A 20,302-nucleotide genomic window follows, 5' to 3' on the forward strand; every position below is an offset into this window, starting at 1 on the left:
TAACTTTAGGGATGGTTCATAAAGATGACTAAATTAAATTGTTGGGAATACAAAAAGTGCGGGAGGGAAAAAGGCGGCTCCAAAGCCGCTAAGTTAGGTATATGTCCTTCTTATCCCGATCATGGTCGAGATTGCTGGTTTGTTGCCGGGACACTTTGTGGGGGTAAGATTCAGGGGACTTCTGCTGAAAAGTTCGGCAATTGCCAAAAGTGTGATTTCTTTAAGAAAGCTACGAAAAATCAAGAAGGGCTGATTAACGCACTTAGTGAAAAATATGCTTTGAGTAACAATATTTTACTCAATACCAATGATTCTGTGATCGAAGTAGATAAGAATCAAGCCATTACTTTTATCAATAAAACCTGCCTTAAAAAGACCGGATATAAGCAGGAAGAGGTCTTGGGGAGAATTAAAGCTAATGAGTTATGGCAAGGCCGCGGCAGGAAGGGCCATATTCCTGAAAAATGTTTAAAAGGAAGCCGAGTGATTAAACCTATAAAGCGCCTACTTGAAAATAGACAAGGAGATAAAAAGTGGTTTCTTGTCAGCGCCGGACCATTAATAAATGTTTTGGGGACGGTAAAAGGCGCGTTTGTCGTATATACCGATATTGATCTTATGGTAAAACAAAACGAAGAAATCAAAAGAAAAAATAAAGAATTAAAGAAACTTGATCAACTAAAATCACAATTTGTTGCTAATGTTTCACATGAATTCAAAACCCCCCTTGCCATTATTAAGGGGTCTTTAACCATTATTCTTGATGGGCTGGTAGGCCGAATAACACCCGAACAAGAAAGCATGCTTAAGGCGGGAAAAAATAATATAGAGCGCCTCATTCGATTAGTTATGAATATCCTGGATGTTTCCAAAATAGAATCAGGAAAGATGAAGATGAAGGTGGTTCCGGTAAATATCTCTACGTTAGTGGAAGAAGTATTGGAAGACTATAAAGACGAACTGCTTAAAAGGCACCTGGTTCTTAAATATGAAGGTCGCCTTTCCGGGGAACAGGTTACTCGACAACTTTTAGCCGATAGAGACATGATGATTCAGGTTATTACAAATTTATTAACTAACGCGATTAAATATACCCCTGATAATGGGATTATCAGCGTTAAAATCAAAGGGGATAAAGAGAAAGTTCGATTAGAGATTGCTGATACCGGTCCAGGTATTCCGAAGAAGTATGTCAATAAGATATTTGATAAATTTGAACGTATTACCGCTGAAAAAGAAGAGGGTACAGGATTGGGCCTTCCAATAGCAAAAGATATTGTCAATCTTCACAAAGGAAAGATTTGGGTAGAAAGCGATATTGGGAAGGGTAGTCGTTTTATCGTTATTTTGCCGCTCGCTTCAACAAGAAGCCGAATGAGCTTAATAAAAAAAACATGATAAGAGGACAGTTAATCAAGGGACAGATATGGTATAATTTATCTTATGGAAATGAGGTGAAAAATGATCCCCCAGCAAAATAATCAACTGAAGCTTTTAAAGCTGCGAAAACGCCTTAATCAGTTGTCTCTGGAAGACTCTCACACCGGACTTTATAATCATCGCTATCTTATGTACAGGATAGATGCCGAGTTCGCCCGCGCAAAAAGATTTAATCTGAAACTCTCTGTAATGATGATGGACCTGGACTATTTTAAATCGATAAACGATACGTATGGCCATCGCTTTGGGGATGTGATCCTGTGCCAATTCGCTTTGCAGCTTAAGAAGATCCTCCGTAAGGGAGACGTTATTGCGAGATTCGGCGGGGATGAATTCGTCGTTATACTTATAGATACTGATAATGTCACCGCAGAGTCTGTCGGTCAAAAGATAATTGAGCGAATTAACGAATATGCTTTCGGCAATAAAAAATATTCAATAAATCTTAGGGTGAGCATAGGCATCTCGTCGTATCCTATGCACAACGTCCAAAAAGCCATCGATTTGATCGATATAGCCGACAAACATCTTAATATAGCTAAAGAGCTCGGAGGGGGCAGGTTAGTACTGTCTCCGGACACCAAACAAGAGATATCTAAATACAACCAGGAAGGTATCCAGGTCTCTCTTGTAAAAAAGAGGATAGCTAATCTGGCAAAAAGGGCAAACCGAAGTTTTGTTGAGGCGATATATGCCTTGGCAAAGGCGTTGGAGTTTAAAGATCGCTACAGCGTAAAGAATGTGGAAAAGAGTTTATATTATGCCCAAGAGATCGCTAAGAGATCTGGTTTTGTATCGCGAGACATCGATCTTATAAGGCACGCCGCCATGCTGCACGATCTGGGAAAGATTGGCATAAAAGAAAAGGTCTTGTTTAAAAAAAGGCGGCTGTCGAAGTCGGAATTTGAAAAGGCCAAGATGCACCCACAAATCGCCGTTGATATTATCAGGCCTATCCATTTCTTAAAAGATGTTATACCATGGATCCTGCACCATCATGAAAGATGGGATGGTAAGGGTTACCCGGACGGCCTGAAAGGAGAAGATATACCGCTGGGCTCTCGCATCATTGCGATAACGGACGTTTATCAAGCATTGAGTTCCGATAGGGTATATAGGAAGGCATACGGTAAAAAGAAGGCTATAAATATAATAAAAGAGTGGGCAGGCACTAAATTCGATCCTCGCCTTGTTGATATATTTCTCGATATTCTCCAGTTAGAGAAGAAAAATAAAAGGGCATAAGCGAGGCCCAACAATGTCAAGCCGAGCACGATAAGAGTGAAGCTTGAAATTCTACGGTAAAGTAGTTAGTGAAACCTCACTTCGCGTTAATGGAGCAGGCATTAGCATATTATCTTTTAGGATTGACCTATTTATGCCAAAGTGGTACGATTTATCATCGGTCGGGCCGTAAAGAGGGCTATGTGCCGGAGACGGTAAAAACAAGGAGGGCAGTAATGAAAAAGATAGCAATTGTTTTGCTGGCGCTTGCATTCGTCAGCCCTGCGATTTTTGCGCAGACGGCGACCCCAGAGAAAAAATCTGTTGCGGAAAAGGCAAGCACGGTTGTAGGTAAAATAGTCGATGTTACGGTGGCAGATCCTGCGAAAGGCGTCACCGCAGGAGTCATAACCGTTGCAGACGAGACGGGGAAAACTACCACCTTTACGGTAAAAGCGACCGCAAAGATTCTCGCGCACACCTTGGATGTCATTACCTTAAATAAATTAAAGGTAGGAGATAAGGTTAAAATAGAAACATCTTCAGCAAACGATGCGCAGTCAATAAAAGTTGTAAGATAAAGAAAATATATCACAATCGTAGAGGACGTTCTTACCTACCTGTCGGTAGGTAAGAACGTCCCCTACGTTGTAGATAAACCTGATGGCTAATCTGTTACGTTGACCAAAGTTAAATATCAAAAAGTAATATTTCAAAATCATAAAAAGACCTCTAAAGTTGAGAGGTCTTTTTTGTTCCCAAAATTTATGGTATAATCAAAAAAATTGCTTCACAATGACATTTGAATACCCATATGAAACCCATGAAAAATCAACGTTCCAAAAAACCCACGATGTCGTTCCCTAGGTATGGAAAATATACGCCGCTCCTCTCAGAGCTGTTTACAAGATTGGGTGCGAACGTCATAATACCTCCTCCCATAACAAAACGCACTACGGAGCTGGGAACGCTCTATTCTCCTTCGGAAGTATGCTATCCATTCAAAATCACGCTTGGCACACTGATAGAGGCGTCGGAGCTGGGCGCCGAGTCTGTCGTCATGGCCAATTCGGAAGGCTGGTGCATTTTACGCTGCTATAACATCGTACAGGCTGAGATCATGAAGGCACATGGCTATAAAGCCGCGATGGCTCCCATATGTATACGTAAACCTATTAAATTCGTGCGCGACGCTAAACGGCTCATCCCGGGATTATCTGTTTTTAAACTCACAAAGGAGATGTATAGGTTTTTTAAAAAAGTGAAAGAGCTCGATAAGATCGAGGGCTCGATTAACAAGAATGCGGATATAAAGATAGGGATAGCGGGCGAGGTGTATGTCTGCAATGAAAATACGGTCAATATGGATATAGTAAAAAAACTTCAGGCATTAGGCGTCTTTGTGGACAGATGGTTATGTCTTTCCAATAATGTCTCGATGCTTTTTCAGGACATGTTCGGCGTCAGTAATATTTCTAAATATTCCAGGTTGGCAAAGAAATATTTTCCGGTCCGGATAGGAGGGCATGCCAATGAGAATCTGGTCAAGCTGATAAAATATGCCGAGGAGGGTTACGACGGCGCGATAATGCTTAAACCGTTCGCGTGTAATCCCGAAACAGTCATCGAGCCGATAGTGGACCGCATAAGCCGCGATTACGATATGCCGATACTATGCCTTAGCATCGATGAGTCCACCCTGGAGACGCATTTTCAGACCAGAGTCGAATCATTCGTTGACATGCTTAAGATGAGAAAGGCTTTAATATGAAATTCTTCCTCGGAGTGGATATAGGGTCTGTCTCCGTCAAGATGGCTGTATTGAATGAAGAGAAGGCCCTGATGGGAAGCGTATATGTGGAAACTGCCGGCGCGCCCCTTGAAGCTCTGTGCAAAGCGGCGGCAGAGATAAAAAATACTGTTGAAAAACATTCGGCGCAAATATGCGGCATAGGTATCACCGGAAGCAGCAGAAAGCTGGCAGCGCTTGTTCTGGGGGCGGACGTAATAAAAAATGAGGTTACTGCGCAAACCGTGGCCGCTTTACATTACGATCCGCGCATAGCTACCGTAATAGAAATCGGCGGGCAAGATTCAAAGGTTATACTCCTTAAGGACGGCATACCTACCTGGCATAACCTTAATACGTTATGCGCGGCGGGCACCGGATCGTTCCTTGCCTCGCAGGCAATACGGCTTGGCATCCCGATAGAGGAATTTGGAAACTACGCCCTTCGATCGACAGTCAGGGTAAACATCGCTTCGAAGTGCACAGTATTCTCGGAAAGCGATATGATACATAAGGCGGCGCTTGGCTGTCGAAAGGAAGATATAATAAACGGCCTTTGCGAAGGCCTGGCGCGAAATTTTATAAATAATGTGGCGCGCAACAGAGAAATGCCCGATCCCGTTATTTTCGTCGGAGGCGTAGCGTCGAATATAGGTGTAGTTCGCGCATTTGAGGCGGCGCTCAAGACCAGGATAACCGTACCTGAAGAACACCGGATCACCGGATGCGTAGCTATGGCGCTTCTGGCTCTAAGGAGCGGCATAAAAGAATCGGCGTTTAAAGGCTTTGGCCTGCTCGACAAAGAAGTAAGGGCCGGCTTCTTTTTATGCGAAGACTGCCCAAACCAGTGTGAGATAACCAGGGTTAATGTTGAAGAGAAAAGCGTCGGCTGTTTTGGCTCCAGATGCGGGAAACATAACAGCGCGCTTTCAGCATAAACTGGTTTATGGTATAATTATAAAAATTACCGAGGTGAGAAATGCTCAGAGGCTGTATAGTTATTTTAATCCTGACGTTCGGAATATTGATATTTTCTCCCTCCTGCCCTAAAGATAGTCTTGCCCAACAAAACATACGCGCCGTGGAAGGCAAGATATACGCGATAGATACATTCAAATCCACCGTTACCGTGAAGTCACTCATGCTCGCTCCGGTTATCAAATATAGCGATGTCACTCTCTTCGTCGGGCCCAATACGAAAATAAAGCGTTTAGGCAGTGACATAAGCATTTTCGATCTTACTATGGGTTGCCCTGTAAATGTCCAATATGCCGATAAAGTTGGCACCCCGGAAGCATTATCGATCACGGTTACTAAATGATGATAAGGAGATACCAGATGAATAGAAGCGTGTTTATTGCCGGGGCGGTTCTTTTTGCCGGCTTAATTTTTGCCGGCTTATCCTGTGCCGCGGACGCCCCGAAACTGACCGCAGGTCATGTTGAGCGGGTGGTAGCGGATGCCGTTAAGCTCCTCCAGGAGAAAGGGGAAAGCGCTTTTCCTGAATTCAAGAAAGAAGTGGAGAGGTGGGAAGTAGGCGATACATATATATTCGTTCTCGACACAGACGGAAATATGGTCATTCATCCGGACCCCGCGCTTGAAGGAAAGAATCAGATAAATCTTAAAGATATGGTCGGCAGGCCGATAACAAAGATGTTTATAGAAACGACTTCCGATAAAGACGGCGTGGGCTGGGTGCATTATATGTGGCCGAGGCCCAACGGGATATTCCCCACATGGAAGAGCACTTTCGTCAGAAGGGTGACCGCGCCGTCCGGGAAGACGTATATTGTCGGCTGCGGCATATATAACATGAAAATGGAAGAGGAATTTATCGTGGACGAAGTGAACGATGCGGCGGCGCTTATCGAGCAAAAAGGAGGGGCTGCGTTCGACGTATTGCGCGATAAGACAGGGCCGTTCGTTTTCTTCGATACATACATATTTGTGGATGCGCCGGACGGCACAGAGCTGGTGAACGGCGGCTTTCCCGGTATCGAGGGGAAGAATATCATGGATTTTAAAGACGTTAACGGCAAATACCTGGTGCGCGATTATATAAACCTGGCGCTTAAAGACGGTGAGGGATGGATAAAATATTTCTGGCCAAAACCGGGAAGCGACGTGCCTTCTGAAAAGCGCACCTATGTGAAAAAAGTAAAGTACGGCGATGAGACATTTATAGTAGGATGCGGCGCGTATCTGGAATAAATGGAAGATGATAAAAAAACTCATAAGGACGATCGCTGTTATAGAATTGTCAATAGGCGCCTTCACCATATGCGGTATCACGATATACGGGTTACTTGCGATATCGAGAAAGCCGCTTAATGTATTTATATTCGTTTTCCTGGCAGGCGTGGCATCCAGCGTTATCGGGATGGGGCTTTTCAATTATAAACACTGGGCGAGAAATTTATTAATCTTCTTCTCCGGATATATCATTCTTATCAAGATAATGATTTTCGCAGATCTACTACACTTAAATGGGGAGATAATGACATTTCCTCCGGCCAGTTTAAAAAATTACATCTCGATAGCATACCATGGTTTCATAGTGCTGTTTCTCACCAGACAGACCGTCAAAGAGTGCTTTATTAAAAATGAGCTCCGCAATTAATAAATTTGCTTTAGAACGCGCTTTGTCGAAAATGGGCGTGGCTTCTCGCAGTCAGACCCGGGAATGGATCCTGGAGGGGCGGCTAAAAGTTAATGGAAAGACGGTTAAAGACCCTCTTCGCATTGTTCTTCCCGGGAAAGATAAAATTACTTTGGACGGAAAGGAAGCGCGGAAAAAGACCCGGGAGACGATCCTGCTGTATAAGCCGAGATCCGTTGTGACGACTCGGTCTGATGAGCATGGCCGCCGCACGATTTTTAATCTGCTACCCGAAGAGCTGCAATCTCTTCATCCGGTGGGCCGTCTGGATATGGCTACTACCGGGCTGCTACTGTTGACCAATGATACGAAGCTTTCAGCTTATTTGGCCGACCCCGCCAATGCTATTGTGCGCGTCTATGCGGTATCCGTTAAGGGTAAGGTCACGGACGCGGAAGTCCGTAAACTTATCGAGGGTGTTTGGGACCGCGGCGAATTTTTAAAACCGTTAAAGCTAACCCTGCGTAAATCCAGCAATAGAGAGTCCCATCTGATCATGGAATTAACTGAAGGGAAAAACAGAGAGATCCGAAGGATATTTGAATCTATCGGCCATGAGGTGACGAGTCTTAAGCGCATTGCCTTCGGTGCCCTGAAGCTTGGAGACATGCAGCCGGGTGAGTTTCGCCACCTGACGCCGGAAGAGATCAGGGCATTCTTAATTTATATTGATTTATAATGAGCACAATGTTATAACTAATGAAGTTTTAGCATCCCGGAACACGGCGTAAATCCGTGGCGGACCCACCGCTGTAATCGGTACGATGCGCATAGCAATAATAGCTAGCCACTTTTAACTAATGTTAGAGGGAAGGCATGCGCATCTGGAAAGAACCGTAAGCCAGAAGACCTGCTAAAGCTGTAGAAAACCGAATCCAACGGCAAAGGATTTTGGCGAAGCGTATAGACGCTTTGTCAGAGTCCTTTTTTATTTTTATATTCAATAAACCAAAAAGGCCGATGTCAGAGACATCGGCACTTAGCCTGTAATACGGCTGAATAAACTTGGAGGACGTATGAATAGGAACAGAAAAAGCAATAAGGGCGGGACGAAAAAAAATAGAAATGATATTATCGCGAGCCGGAAAACTTGCACGGCCGACGGGACAGGTTTGTCGCATTACGTTCTGATGGACAAGAAGACCAAATAAGGTAATGGATCGTTTTGTCAATTCAGGGGACGGCCCGGCATTCCAGCCGATAGAGATAGGCCATCCGCGTTATATTGGGCTCATAGATCCCGATACCGCATTTTGGTCATTGGTTGAACGCGGTAAACTATCTGATATTATGCGTGACAGTGAACTGTTGAGGGCCTACCGTAAGAAAAGGGAAAGTTTTCGCGCGGAGATGGATCGTCTCCGTTTTGGTCTGAGACCGTCCGCGGTATATTTTAATATTACCGAAAGATGTAATCTTAATTGCCGCTATTGTTATATTCCCGAACATATGCGCCGCAATGGCAGGCACATGTCCGAAAAGACCGTGATCGATGCCCTTCAATTATTGAAAGCATACTTTAAAACGTCGGCCGGTAATGCCTCATTACCTAAAATAATATTTCACGGAGCCGAACCTCTGCTGAATAAAAAGGCATTGAGAGCCGCTATCGAAAAGTTTAGCGGGGACTTTATGTTTGGCATACAAACGAACACCGTTTTATTGGATGCCGAAATGGTTTCGTTTTTGAAATCCAACAAAGTAAGCATCGGTATCTCACTTGATGGCCCGACGGCCGAAACAGTTAACAGGACCAGGGCGAGCTGGTCCGGCGAAGGTGTATTTCACAGCGTTATAGAGGCGATGAAGTTGCTCAGGGGTTATGATGCATGGAGCGCGATATGCACGATCACAACTGAAAATGTGCGCTCCCTTCCCGGTCTTACAGCTTTTTTACATAAGAACGAAGTTCCCACCTGTCTTTTAAATGTTGTTCGATGTACTCTTCCTTCCGCTCGAAAAATTAAACCTGCGGATGCGCTTGCCGCGCGATATTTTATTAAAGCTCTCGAGACGAGCCATAGACTTTATAAAGAGAGCGGCCGCAAGCTTGTGGTGGCTAACTTTGCCAATATACTGATAAGCATCCTTGCCCCAACAGCTCGCAGATTGATGTGCGATATCTCGCCGTGTGGGGGAGGAAGAAGCTTTTTTGCCTTAGTGCCAAACGGCGACATATTTCCCTGCAGCGAATTTATCGGGTTGAAACGTTTTAAAGGCGGCAATATTTTTAAGGATAGTGTAAAAAATATTTTAAAAAGTGATCCATTTAAGCTGGTTACAGAAAGAAAAGTAGAGAAGATCGAACCATGCCGCCGATGCGCTATCCGGCATTTTTGCGGCTCGCCCTGTCCCGCCGAAGCGTATGAAATGAACGGCGGAATGAATAAAACGGGTTCGTTCTGCGAATTCTATGAAGAACAGACCCGTTTTGCATTTCGGCTCATAGCGGATAACAGGCATGAAGCTTTTCTATGGGATGGCTGGGATAGGGGCACCAAAGAAATCTTTAATGTCACATAGCCGCATTAAGCATAACCCATCGAAATTTATCTTGCATATTTTGAAAATTGGCAGTATTCTTGGGAATGATGAGTCACTTCTACTTACTAAACAAAAAAGGCTTTGCCCTTCTTGAGGTTTTAATAGGCGTCATCATTTTAAGTGTAGGCCTATTTACCGTAGGGGCTGTTTTTTTCGGAGAGTTTGGCACTATTAATAAGCTGAGCGAAACGCTGGTGGCTACCTTAGCGGTTCAGGAAGAAATCGATAAAATCAGGGCCCTGCCTTTTAACAATATCGCCGCGTATACATGTTCAGGATATAACGCGGCGGATCCTATGTGCCCCTCCGGCTTTAAATATCTGGCAAATAAAAGCCCCGTCTGCACAGTATTGGTTGACGGATGCGCAAACGCGGTTGATAATTTTAGCGGCGACGCAAATATTAAAAAAGTTTCAGTTACCGCGACCTGGAATTCTGCCTCAGGGAGAATATTGTCAAAAAGCCTGGTAACTCTGATAACTTATCAGGGCATCGATAAGTGGTGAAAACGAGGAAAATTTGAATAAACGAAAGAGCGGATTTACAATGGTTGAGATTCAGATAGCGGCATTTATCGCTTCTATCATATTATTAGCCGCTGTTTCTTTGTACACGATGTATTGGCGGACTTTCGTAACGGACAGCGCTTATCTGGACGTTTATTCAAGTTCAAGAATCGCGGTGGACCACATGGTAAGAGATATCAGGTGCGCGGCGCAAGTAGTGACGAACTATGGTTCTTATACGACCACCGACAATACCATCGTTCTTCAGGTCCCTTCTATAGATAACTCGAACCCACCGATCACTATAAACTCTATAACCTCAGACACAAATCTTTATTACGATTATATAATTTATACATTGATCTATAATAATAATCTGCAAAGCTACGATCTGTACAGAATTGTCCAAATAGACGGGAAGTTCACTACCGCCGGAGACTCGTATTATCATAAAAACGGCAGGGTAAATGAAAATCGCGCCGTAGCCCACCATTGCGGCACTAATTCCGGAAACTTACTGACTTTCAGCTCCGGAAGCGTCGGTGGCACAACGTTATCACATGTTACATATCTGTCGGATGTCAATACCATAGGTATCTCTTTGCCGATTAATGAAAAAATGCTTTCTTTAAGCGGATCGGGAACGAACACGGCGCAGATGATCCCGACAGCGGTAGTCAGGATGCGTAATAAATAAATATGAATTCCAATAAACATAAAAATCCGGACGGCTTTATATTAGTTACCTCTCTTTTAATAGTAGCCATATTGCTTATACTGGTATCAGCCTGCATGGCCAGGCTTGTCACCGAATATGGGCTTGCGGCAAAATTTTATAATTCGACCGCTGCCTTCGATTTGGGAGAAGTAGGATTAGAGCGGGCAATTTGGCATTACTTAAATAATAATCTTACCGGCTGGACTCCTTCGCCGGATCCGTCCCACCCAGGTAATACACTATACACCCTTCCTCACCAGTTTCTTAAGGCGCATGTCGGAAGCGTCTATCTTAACATAGGGGAATACGACGCAAGCATTTCAATTTCCGCCGATGGGACGGCTGCCGTTATCTCCGCTAATGGGTATGTGCCAAATTACTCATCATATAGCGCAAAAAGAACGTTGGGGGCTACATACAAAAAATGGGGCGCTTTTACACACGCTGTCTCCAGCCTTCATAATATTACGATGAGCGGTCAGGCCAAAGCGGATAGCTATGATTCTTCGAAAGGGGCCTATAATTGTATATTATCGGGTGGGTCCAGAAATATCGGACAAAAAGGCAGTATGGCGTCTAACGGTTCGATAACCCTGAGCGGAGAAGTATATATCAATGGAGACGCGACTCCAGGATCCGGCCATCCATTTCCGGCCAGCCCCTCGCCTTCGACTTATATATCGGGTAAATACGGAACCATGTCGACCCCGATAACAGTTGATGCGGCTATGACTTCAGCCCTGGCTTCGACCATTGCCGCTACAAAAACAAGCAATAGCAACAGCGGTATCACCATTACTCATAACGGCACTACAACGCCTTACACCGGAGGAAACAATCTTTCCGTAAGCGGCCAGGATGTAATGACAATACCCGGCGGCACATATTATTTTACAGCGATAAGCACGAGCGGCCAGGCGCAGATTAATGTTACAGGGCCCTCAGTTATATATGTGGATGGCGGCAGTATAAATATTTCCGGGCAGGGAATTGTAAATAGCGGGCAGCCGAAAGATATGCAAATCTACTCTACAGGTTCTACTGTCAGTTTATCGGGTCAGGCCGCTGTTACCGGAGCCATATATGCCCCTTCCGCTACTATTACCCTGAGCGGACAGGAGAATTTTTATGGCTCTATTTTTTGCGGCTCCGATGTCGATAGCGGCCAAGCGGTGGTACATTATGATACTAGCCTGTCAAGCGTGACGCCATCTTTTGCGACGAATGGAGTGACTTCCTGGGCGGATATAAAATAAGCTGATATTGCGCAATAAACATGATGATTCTCGATGCGCATTATTCTCTTTACAGGGGAAGAGCTCCAAGATACAATAAAACAAATTTAATATACCGCACTATGTTGTGCGGGTAGATACGTAATGAACGCAGGCGTTCACTTTGGCAAAGCAGATAAGCCAGATTGAGCGCTATTTTTTTGTCCAATTTATATTCAATTGTGTACACAATTGAATAACCACAAAGGGAGGGTATGATGATAAATTCCGGTGACACGGCGTGGGTCCTGATAGCTACCGCGCTCGTAATGCTTATGACTATCCCGGGCCTCGCGCTTTTTTACGGCGGCCTGGTGCGAAGGAAGAATGTCCTTGCTACCATGATGCAGTCTTTTTTTGTATTGTGCCTAATAAGCTTGCAATGGATATTGTTTGGGTATAGTCTATCCTTTGGGCCCGACAAATGGCACCTGATAGGGAACCTGTCATGGTTTGGCCTGAACGGTGTTGGCGCGAGCCCGAATGCCACTTATGCCGCGACCATTCCCCACATTCTCTTTATGGCATTTCAAATGATGTTCGCGGTAATCACCCCCGGGCTTATAACAGGCGCATTTGCCGAAAGAATGAAATTTTCCACATATGTGGTCTTCACTTTATTGTGGGCAACCCTTGTATATAATCCTGTGTGCCACTGGATCTGGGGCGCCGGCGGATGGCTGGGCAAGATGGGCGTAATGGATTTTGCCGGAGGGCTTGTCGTGCATGTTACAGCGGGTTTTTCGGCGCTTGTATGCGCGCTGTATATGGGATCGAGAAGAGGGTATGGTAAGGAGCCCATGCCGCCGCATAATCTCCCATTGACCATTATAGGCGCCGGGCTTCTATGGTTCGGCTGGTTCGGATTTAATGCCGGAAGCGCGCTGGGAGCAAATGCTGTCGCGGCGACAACGTTCGTTGTAACCAATACAGCCGCCGCTACCGCCGCGCTTACCTGGATGCTGATCGAATGGAAAATTACCGGAAAACCCACCCTCCTCGGTGGAGCTACCGGCGCCGTAGCGGGGCTGGCGACCATAACTCCCGCGTCCGGCTTTGTGAGTCCGATTTCGGCTATTATCATCGGCATCGCGGCCTCCCTGATATGCTATTTTTCAGTCGCCGTGGTGAAGCTTAAATTCTCTTACGATGACTCACTTGACGCGTTTGGCGTGCATGGCATCGGAGGGCTGGTCGGCGTTATCTTTACGGGAGCCCTTGCTCAGAAGATATTAAACCCCGCGGGCAACAACGGCCTGTTCTTTGGGAACGTCCCACAGCTTGGCATTCAGGCATTCGGCTCATTAATTGTTATCATCTACTCTGTCGGCATGACATTCGCGATGCTTAAAATACTCGATCTCACCATGGGGCTCAGGGTGAGCGACGAGGAAGAGGTGATAGGCCTTGATATCACTCAGCACGAAGAGAGCGCATACACATTATTAGACTAAGGAGAAAAATATGAAATTGATAATAGCCGTAATTCAGCCGCATAAGCTTGAAGATGTCATGCAGGAACTTGACAAGAGCGAGATCCATCTAAGGACCGTTTCCAATGTTCTGGGGTGCGGGAGGCAGAAGGGCCGGACGGAAGTATACCGCGGGAGAAAAGAGACGGGAAACCTTCTTAAAAAGGTCCGCATCGAGATCGCCGTTAACGAAAAATTTGTCGAACCGGCTATAGCGGCGATAACGCGCGGCGCCAGGACCGGTAATATAGGCGACGGTAAGATATTTGTGCTGGATCTTGAGGAATGCGTAAGGATACGAACGAATGAAAAAGGCAGCGAAGCCATAGGGTAGAACCATATGCGCACTTTTGTTATAGGCGATATTCATGGTGCCTATCAAGCGTTTTTGCAATGCTTGAAAAAGGCGGATTTCAACAAGAATAAGGATCATTTGATCTGTCTTGGCGATGTCTGCGATCGCGGGCCGCATGTTAAAGAATGCATCGATGAATTATTGAGCATCCAAAAGCGCACTTATCTTTTAGGTAATCATGATGCGTGGGCCCTGGACTGGGCCATTAAAGGTATATCTGTCAGGGAATGGCTGGAGCAGGGCGGCTCTGATACGATAGCTTCATATAAAGACGGTGGAATGCCTGTGGAACATATTCGGTTACTTGCCCAGGCGCCGTTATGGTTATTAGACAAAAACCGCCTGTTCCTTCATGCCGGGTTTGATGTAGATAATGGGCTGGAAGGCACCCCAAAGAATGTGATACTTTGGGATCGGGAGCTCCTCTGCAGGGCAAAATTATTACATCAGTCCTGCCCGGAATTTAAATTTGGCGGTTACGATGAAATATTTGTCGGGCACACCCCGACGTTGATATTCAATAAAGACACCCCTCAGAAATTCTGCAATGTGTGGGCTATCGATACCGGCGCCGTATGGAGCGGTAAATTAACGATAATGGATGTCGATACGAAAGAATACTGGCAATCAACCCCGGCAGCATTGTGATAGATTCTTCCTTAACTTATTGACACATTTTCACCGTAGTAGTACCATATGAATAGAGGGAATATATGAAGAAAAAGATAATGGTTATTGACGATGAAGAGGGTTTCACGGCACTGATCAAGACGACTCTTGAGGAAAGAGGAAATTACGAAGTCCGGACAGAAAATAACGCGTTGCTGGCAATTCCCGCCGTTCGAGAATTCAGGCCGGACCTGATATTGCTGGATATAATGATGCCGGGTGATATAGACGGCGCTGAAATAGCCAGAAGGATCGAAAACGATAGAAGTGTTAAAAATATCCCAATGGTATTTCTGACCGCGGTAGCGACGGGAGAAGAAGTGGAATCCGGAGGCGGTTTCATAGGCGGGCATCCTTTTATAGCCAAACCGGTAAACATAAAAAAACTTATCGAATATCTTGAAAAAAAGCTGTCATAAATTTTAGATGATAAAACGGATCATATTCGCCCTGATAATAGTTGTCGCGTTCTTCGGTTTGGTCGAGCTCTCCTTCCGTATATTTCTCTTCCCCGGTTCCTATGATTATATAGAGCGATGTGTAATGGACCAGGGTCTTCATCAAAGGAAGGCCCACGACGAATACCGGATATTTCTATTCGGAGAGTCCACTATGCATGGGCACTACCTGTATCCCCGCTCAACTATCAAGACATGGATGAAGCTTTATCTGCAGGATCTTTTGCCTGAGACGGCAGCGCATCGCGTCACTATTACCAATTTCGGGCGGCTCGGCGAAGGCAGCGATTTCATAACACAAGCTTTCATCGAAACGATCCCTTATAAGCCGGATCTCGCCATATTCTATATTGCGCATAACGACTATACTCTGATCAGGCACAGGGAGGCCTATTTCAAACCGATACCGTTTAAAGAGAAGATGAAGCATTTTTTCGGGGAGATACCCAAGAAGAGCTCATTCCTTACGTTTATGAACAGGTTGTATATCTCGGCGCGCGGTAAGGCGCGCGCGGCAAAAGACAGCCGCCGCAAAGTCGATGACGGATGGTATACCGAAAGCCAGAGGCCGGTTTCTTATAATCAGGAGGAGATGCTCCTCTACCCGGACTCGCGAGAATTTAATATTATTAAAGAGCGGTTCGAGGCAAACATAAATAAAGCCATACGTTTGGCCGGGTCCCATTCTATAAAGACTATATTTTTTGAAGGTGTGGCAAAATGGACAGGATATGAACCCGTGCGGTCGGTACATAACAGGTTGCTTACAGGAGATGCGCTTAACAGGTGGAATGATATAGATAAAAGGGCGGAGGAGTTTTTTAGGGATAATAAATTCCAGAACGCGATGGCCCTGTATCAGGAGTGCCTTAATATCGACAACGCATATGCTCTTACCTATTATCGTATCGGTCAGTGCTATGAGCATATGGGCGATGCGGCGCAGGCGAACAAATATTATATAATGGCCAATGACAAAGATTGTTTCCCCATCCGCGGGCCGTCGGTCGTTAACCGTTTTTACGAAAGCGTCCGTGATGCCGGCATACAGGATGTCAGCGTCATACGGACGCGGGATATCTTTGAACAGAATTCCCCGGGGGGTATAATCGGGGACGATCTGATCGCGGATCAGATACATCCAACGATAAAAGGTCAGGCGCTGATGGCGCTGGAGATAATCCGCGTTATGTACCAGAACGATCTTATTATCCCCAAGGAGGAATGGCGGTGGAATAAGCTTAAGAGCCCGGAGGAAATGATGGGAGAGCTCGGTCTCGAGCAGGCGTTTAAATTCAATATGTATATAACGCTGGCCGGTTATGTCGAGAGGCGGTATGATAAGGCCGCGGAATTTTTAGAAAAGGCTGTCGAGATAAAACCGAATTCGATATTTGCGAACAGCTGGCTCGCCTGGGCATATTGGAAGGAAGGCAATAAAACGAAAGCGTTCGAAATATATGAAAAATTGCGCGGGCAGGCCCCTGACGAAGCGGCCAAGTTTTTTAAAGAGCATCCCGAAATCGAATAAATCTTGTTTATCGCCTCTACGGGGGGTATAATAGAAATCCGTGAATTCAAAACCTGTTTATATAGCCTTAATTTGTGTATTAATACTCTTATTGGGCCTCTGTGTAAAAAACACCGTCGCGGAAACCCCGGATAAGGGTAAAGAATTCGTATTACAGGCATTTTGCTTATCCGTTCAAATTATTTTTGATCATTACGCCTCTTTCTCTATCTGGTTTATTATAGCATTCGCTTTTGTTATATTTCCGCGGGGATTTCTTATACAATGCATAGGCAGGCATGAACAATCCCCGCCCGGCACCCTTCGAGTCACAACGTTTTAAATTTTCGCACATTAAATTAAAAATAAAAGGAGATACATGAAAAAGTCACTGTTTGCTTTATTCGCGGCATTATTGGTAAGTTCGTTATGTTTTGCTGAACAGGCGCCTGTCGCCGCTCCCGGCGACCAGACGAAGACGGTTGAAACCAAAAAGCAGAACGCCGTTAAAAAATCTGTAAAGCCGAGGGTAAAAAAATCGGTTAGCAAAGTTCAAAAAACAGATAAAGTAGACAATACAGTAAAAAAATAAAAAATTTTACGGTCAGATCGGTCGAGAAGGGCGTAAGAGGTTACAATCTTACGCCTTTCTTTTGACTTTATTCGGGAAAAGAGGTACATTTTATATTGTATGGAAGATCATATCATTACGGAAAAGAGCGGGCAGAATTGGCTTATCGCGATCATCTCCCTGACAGTATTCATGTTCTGCATAGATTACAGTATGTTAAATATTTCGCTGCCTGTGATCGCGAAGTATTTTAATGCCACTATCGGCCATGTCTCAAGGCTGCCGCTGGCGTATCTACTGGTGGTTACGAGCACCGTCCTTTTATTCGGCAAACTCGGGGACATCGCGGGATTTAAAAAAATATTTGTAACCGGCCTGGTTATTTTTGTGACCGGAACGCTCCTATGCGGTATCGCGCCTACATTAAATATCCTTCTGGGATTAAGAGTATATCAGTGCATCGGCGAGGCGATGTTTAGCCCGATAGGGATCGCCATCGTGACGGTCTTTTTGCCATCAACGATCAAAGGCAGGGCGCTGGGTATTATGGCTACGGCGCAGGGGCTCGGTTTTTGCCTGGGCCCTGTTTTAGGAGGCTATATTAATGACCATCTGGGCTGGCACAGCATATTCTTTGTTAACATTCCACTCGGGATATTTGCGATCGTCGCGGCCATTAAGCTGATCCCATCCAAACAGCCTGTTCCGGAGGATAGGCGCGTGGATTTTTTTGGCGCGAGCCTGATATTCATATGTTTGTCGACCCTGATCTATGCCCTAAATTCGATTTCAGGTATGGGACTGAAAAACCCGGTGATAATATCTAGTTTCGTGATATCGGCCGTTACGTTCATCTTATTTATAATGCAGGAAAAGAGAGCGTCGAATCCCATACTTGATCTTTCGCTTTTTTCAAACCGCGATTTCGCGTTTGCCACCGTTTCGGCATTCTGTGTCATCTTTGTGTATATGGGGTTAATTTTTCTTCTCCCATTCTATCTGAACATGGTGCGGGGCCTAGACATCATGCATTCCGGGCTCATGCTTATGATCCCGGCGCTCATGGTGATAATCTCCGCGCCGATAGCAGGGCTCATCTCCGACAGGCTGGGCTCCAGATCGATATGCACTTTCGGCATATCGATGACGACTTTAGCGTTTTTTATGTTTTCTCTGCTTAAGCCGGATACCCCTCTATCGCATCTCATGCCTTCATTGATAATAGCGGGTATAGCGATAGGGTGTTTTTTGCCCGCGAATAATAAATTGGTCATGGCCCTGGCGCCTTCGGATAAGCAGGGGATGGCATCCGCCGTATATAAAATACTTAACAGCACCGGCGGTGTATTCGGAATAGCCATATTACCTCTTATTATCATGACTACAATTCGCGCTCAAATAGCGCTCGCGCGTATAAATATGTCGGCGGTTAAAGAGCACCCTGAAATTTTAATAATGGGCTTCGATGCCGCTTTTAAATTCGGCATGATAGTCTGTCTGGCCGGTTTGGTGTTTACTGTTTTGGCGAAAGATAAAAAGGCACAGTGAAGCTTACAATCGCAAAGAGCGCGGGTTTCTGTTTCGGCGTGAAGAGAGCGCTTGCTATCGCCCTCGAGGCCGCGAATCAGGGGCGTGAAGTCTATATGCTCGGCGACATCGTGCACAACGAAGTCGTTGTGGAGAAGATGAAGGCTTCCGGCATCAAGAAGATAGCCAAGCCGCTGAAAGGCGCAGGGAAGAGGGCGCTTCTTATCCGGGCGCATGGCGCCGGACGGTATACTATCGCGAGCGCCCGGCGCGCGGGATATGAGATCATCGACGCGACGTGCCCGATGGTAAAAGAGATACACGCTATCGCAAAGTCCCTGGAACAGGATAAGCGGACGGTCATAATCATAGGCGATAAAAAGCACGATGAGGTCCGCGGCATAATTGGCCAGCTTAATAATAAACCCGTCATTATAAGCTCACGCTCGGACGTTTTCCGTAAAGCGCTACAACATATCGATAGGGCCGGCGTTGTTGTCCAATCGACACAGGAAGAGGCGAAGGTGCTCGATATCGTCAGCGCCTTACGAAAACGCGTAAAAGATCTCGTCTTTAAAAATACAATATGTAATCCTACCAGGATAAAACAGAAAGAAGCTAAAAGCCTTCCCGCGGAAAACGGTGTCGTGATAGTGGTCGGGTCCAAGTCGAGCGCGAATACGAAACGCCTTTATCAGATAGCCAGGTCCCTTAACAAAAGAACTTACTGGGTGAATTCTCCGGGCGAGATCAAGCCCGCATGGTTTAAAGGCGCAAAATCGGTTGGTATTACCGCCGGAGCGTCCACTCCGGAAAGTTCGATAAGAGATGTCGTAAAAAGCATATGCTTAATAAGTTAAAGAAGGATCTGCGTGCTCAGGCGGATCCTGAGAAAGCAAAGATACTTCAGCGGTTCTTCAAAACAGCCGCGGGAGAGTACGGAGAAGGCGATGTATTTTTAGGCCTTGTGGTCCCGAAGATAAGGGCTCTGTCAAAAAAATACGCCCACCTCGATATCCGCAACACCGAAATATTATTAAGATCGCCTATTCATGAGGAAAGGCTCTCGGCCCTACTCATACTTGTATTGAAATTTGAGAAAGGCAGCGCCCGGGAGAAGGCGGAGATATACCGGACCTATCTGAAAAATACCGAATACATAAATAGCTGGGACCTTGTGGACCTTACCGCCGACCGTATTGCGGGCGCGTTTCTGAAAGACAGAGATAAGGCCATTTTATATAAACTCGCCCGTTCTGAGAATATGTGGGAACGCCGCATAGCGATAATAGCGACGTTCCATTTTATCAAGAACGGTTCATTCAGGCATACATTCGCGATCGCGAAAGTCCTTCTCAGCGACGATCATGACCTGATCCATAAGGCTGTCGGATGGATGCTTCGGGAAACAGGGAAGCGCATTGATATGGCTGCCGAAGAACGTTTTTTGGAAAATTATTATAAGAAGATGCCGCGTACTATGCTGCGTTACGCGATCGAACGTTTTCCGGAATCAAAACGTAAAGCCTACCTGAAGGGGCGCGGTCCCCGGACATAAAAAAGAGCGGCAGTGATGCCGCTCT

At 45.5% G+C, this 20,302-nt stretch carries 23 protein-coding genes and 1 riboswitch; all 23 genes read left to right on the forward strand.

Going from position 1 to position 20,302, the window contains the following annotated elements; translation table 11 throughout:
- The first annotated feature begins 24 nt into the window (after window positions 1–24).
- Entirely contained in the window at window positions 25–1,398 is a 1,374-nt protein-coding gene (locus tag NTY76_07640) for a PAS domain-containing sensor histidine kinase (GenBank protein ID MCX5678956.1), read from the forward strand.
- A gap of 63 nt (window positions 1,399–1,461) precedes the next feature.
- Window positions 1,462–2,685 (forward strand): diguanylate cyclase, encoded by a 1,224-nt coding sequence (locus NTY76_07645; GenBank protein ID MCX5678957.1) that lies wholly within the window; start codon window positions 1,462–1,464, stop codon window positions 2,683–2,685.
- Window positions 2,686–2,900: 215 nt separating this feature from the next.
- Complete coding sequence (locus tag NTY76_07650) at window positions 2,901–3,245, forward strand: hypothetical protein (protein MCX5678958.1); 345 nt, start codon at window positions 2,901–2,903, stop codon at window positions 3,243–3,245.
- A 233-nt stretch (window positions 3,246–3,478) separates the two neighbouring features.
- On the forward strand, window positions 3,479–4,435 hold the full coding sequence (locus NTY76_07655) for an acyl-CoA dehydratase activase-related protein (protein ID MCX5678959.1): 957 nt from the start codon (window positions 3,479–3,481) through the stop codon (window positions 4,433–4,435).
- Window positions 4,432–5,391, forward strand: a complete 960-nt coding sequence (locus NTY76_07660) for an acyl-CoA dehydratase activase (GenBank protein ID MCX5678960.1) — start codon at window positions 4,432–4,434, stop codon at window positions 5,389–5,391. Before NTY76_07655 ends, NTY76_07660 begins: the two co-directional genes overlap by 4 nt.
- Window positions 5,392–5,432: 41 nt before the next feature.
- Complete coding sequence (locus NTY76_07665) at window positions 5,433–5,774, forward strand: hypothetical protein (protein ID MCX5678961.1); 342 nt, start codon at window positions 5,433–5,435, stop codon at window positions 5,772–5,774.
- A gap of 17 nt (window positions 5,775–5,791) precedes the next feature.
- A complete protein-coding gene (locus NTY76_07670; protein MCX5678962.1) occupies window positions 5,792–6,667 on the forward strand; it encodes a cache domain-containing protein in 876 nt (291 codons plus the stop codon).
- A gap of 7 nt (window positions 6,668–6,674) precedes the next feature.
- Window positions 6,675–7,076, forward strand: coding sequence for a hypothetical protein (locus tag NTY76_07675; protein MCX5678963.1), 402 nt, complete (start codon window positions 6,675–6,677; stop codon window positions 7,074–7,076).
- Window positions 7,060–7,794: a pseudouridine synthase gene (locus NTY76_07680; GenBank protein ID MCX5678964.1), complete on the forward strand. Its 735-nt coding sequence runs from the start codon at window positions 7,060–7,062 to the stop codon at window positions 7,792–7,794. The genes NTY76_07675 and NTY76_07680 overlap by 17 nt, the downstream gene beginning before the upstream one ends.
- Before the next feature lie 12 nt (window positions 7,795–7,806).
- Window positions 7,807–7,988: riboswitch (cobalamin riboswitch) on the forward strand.
- 143 nt (window positions 7,989–8,131) lie between these two features.
- Window positions 8,132–8,266: a modified peptide precursor CbpA gene (cbpA, locus tag NTY76_07685; GenBank protein ID MCX5678965.1), complete on the forward strand. Its 135-nt coding sequence runs from the start codon at window positions 8,132–8,134 to the stop codon at window positions 8,264–8,266.
- 4 nt (window positions 8,267–8,270) lie between these two features.
- The gene (cbpB, locus tag NTY76_07690) at window positions 8,271–9,638 is read left to right on the forward strand and encodes a peptide-modifying radical SAM enzyme CbpB (protein ID MCX5678966.1); all 1,368 of its coding nucleotides are present in this window, start codon (window positions 8,271–8,273) and stop codon (window positions 9,636–9,638) included.
- A gap of 65 nt (window positions 9,639–9,703) precedes the next feature.
- The gene (locus NTY76_07695; protein ID MCX5678967.1) at window positions 9,704–10,165 is read left to right on the forward strand and encodes a prepilin-type N-terminal cleavage/methylation domain-containing protein; all 462 of its coding nucleotides are present in this window, start codon (window positions 9,704–9,706) and stop codon (window positions 10,163–10,165) included.
- A 13-nt stretch (window positions 10,166–10,178) separates the two neighbouring features.
- Window positions 10,179–10,862, forward strand: a complete 684-nt coding sequence (locus NTY76_07700) for a hypothetical protein (GenBank protein ID MCX5678968.1) — start codon at window positions 10,179–10,181, stop codon at window positions 10,860–10,862.
- Window positions 10,863–10,864: 2 nt separating this feature from the next.
- Window positions 10,865–12,139 (forward strand): hypothetical protein, encoded by a 1,275-nt coding sequence (locus tag NTY76_07705; GenBank protein ID MCX5678969.1) that lies wholly within the window; start codon window positions 10,865–10,867, stop codon window positions 12,137–12,139.
- Between the two features lie 233 nt (window positions 12,140–12,372).
- Window positions 12,373–13,611 carry an ammonium transporter gene (locus NTY76_07710; GenBank protein MCX5678970.1) on the forward strand — a complete coding sequence of 413 codons (1,239 nt, stop codon included), beginning with the start codon at window positions 12,373–12,375 and terminating at the stop codon, window positions 13,609–13,611.
- A 10-nt stretch (window positions 13,612–13,621) separates the two neighbouring features.
- Window positions 13,622–13,963 (forward strand): P-II family nitrogen regulator, encoded by a 342-nt coding sequence (locus tag NTY76_07715; protein MCX5678971.1) that lies wholly within the window; start codon window positions 13,622–13,624, stop codon window positions 13,961–13,963.
- A gap of 6 nt (window positions 13,964–13,969) precedes the next feature.
- Entirely contained in the window at window positions 13,970–14,632 is a 663-nt protein-coding gene (locus NTY76_07720) for a metallophosphoesterase (GenBank protein MCX5678972.1), read from the forward strand.
- Window positions 14,633–14,697: 65 nt separating this feature from the next.
- Complete coding sequence (locus NTY76_07725; protein ID MCX5678973.1) at window positions 14,698–15,072, forward strand: response regulator; 375 nt, start codon at window positions 14,698–14,700, stop codon at window positions 15,070–15,072.
- A gap of 7 nt (window positions 15,073–15,079) precedes the next feature.
- A complete protein-coding gene (locus tag NTY76_07730; GenBank protein ID MCX5678974.1) occupies window positions 15,080–16,642 on the forward strand; it encodes a tetratricopeptide repeat protein in 1,563 nt (520 codons plus the stop codon).
- 358 nt (window positions 16,643–17,000) lie between these two features.
- Window positions 17,001–17,213, forward strand: a complete 213-nt coding sequence (locus tag NTY76_07735; GenBank protein MCX5678975.1) for a hypothetical protein — start codon at window positions 17,001–17,003, stop codon at window positions 17,211–17,213.
- Between the two features lie 99 nt (window positions 17,214–17,312).
- Window positions 17,313–18,740: a DHA2 family efflux MFS transporter permease subunit gene (locus NTY76_07740; protein MCX5678976.1), complete on the forward strand. Its 1,428-nt coding sequence runs from the start codon at window positions 17,313–17,315 to the stop codon at window positions 18,738–18,740.
- Window positions 18,737–19,579, forward strand: a complete 843-nt coding sequence (gene ispH / locus NTY76_07745) for a 4-hydroxy-3-methylbut-2-enyl diphosphate reductase (protein ID MCX5678977.1) — start codon at window positions 18,737–18,739, stop codon at window positions 19,577–19,579. Before NTY76_07740 ends, ispH begins: the two co-directional genes overlap by 4 nt.
- Window positions 19,564–20,277 carry a DNA alkylation repair protein gene (locus NTY76_07750; protein ID MCX5678978.1) on the forward strand — a complete coding sequence of 238 codons (714 nt, stop codon included), beginning with the start codon at window positions 19,564–19,566 and terminating at the stop codon, window positions 20,275–20,277. The genes ispH and NTY76_07750 overlap by 16 nt, the downstream gene beginning before the upstream one ends.
- Window positions 20,278–20,302 lie beyond the last annotated feature (25 nt).

The sequence above is a fragment of the Candidatus Omnitrophota bacterium genome (assembly GCA_026387175.1).
Classification (GTDB): domain Bacteria; phylum Omnitrophota; class Gorgyraeia; order 2-01-FULL-45-10; family 2-01-FULL-45-10; genus CAIMPC01.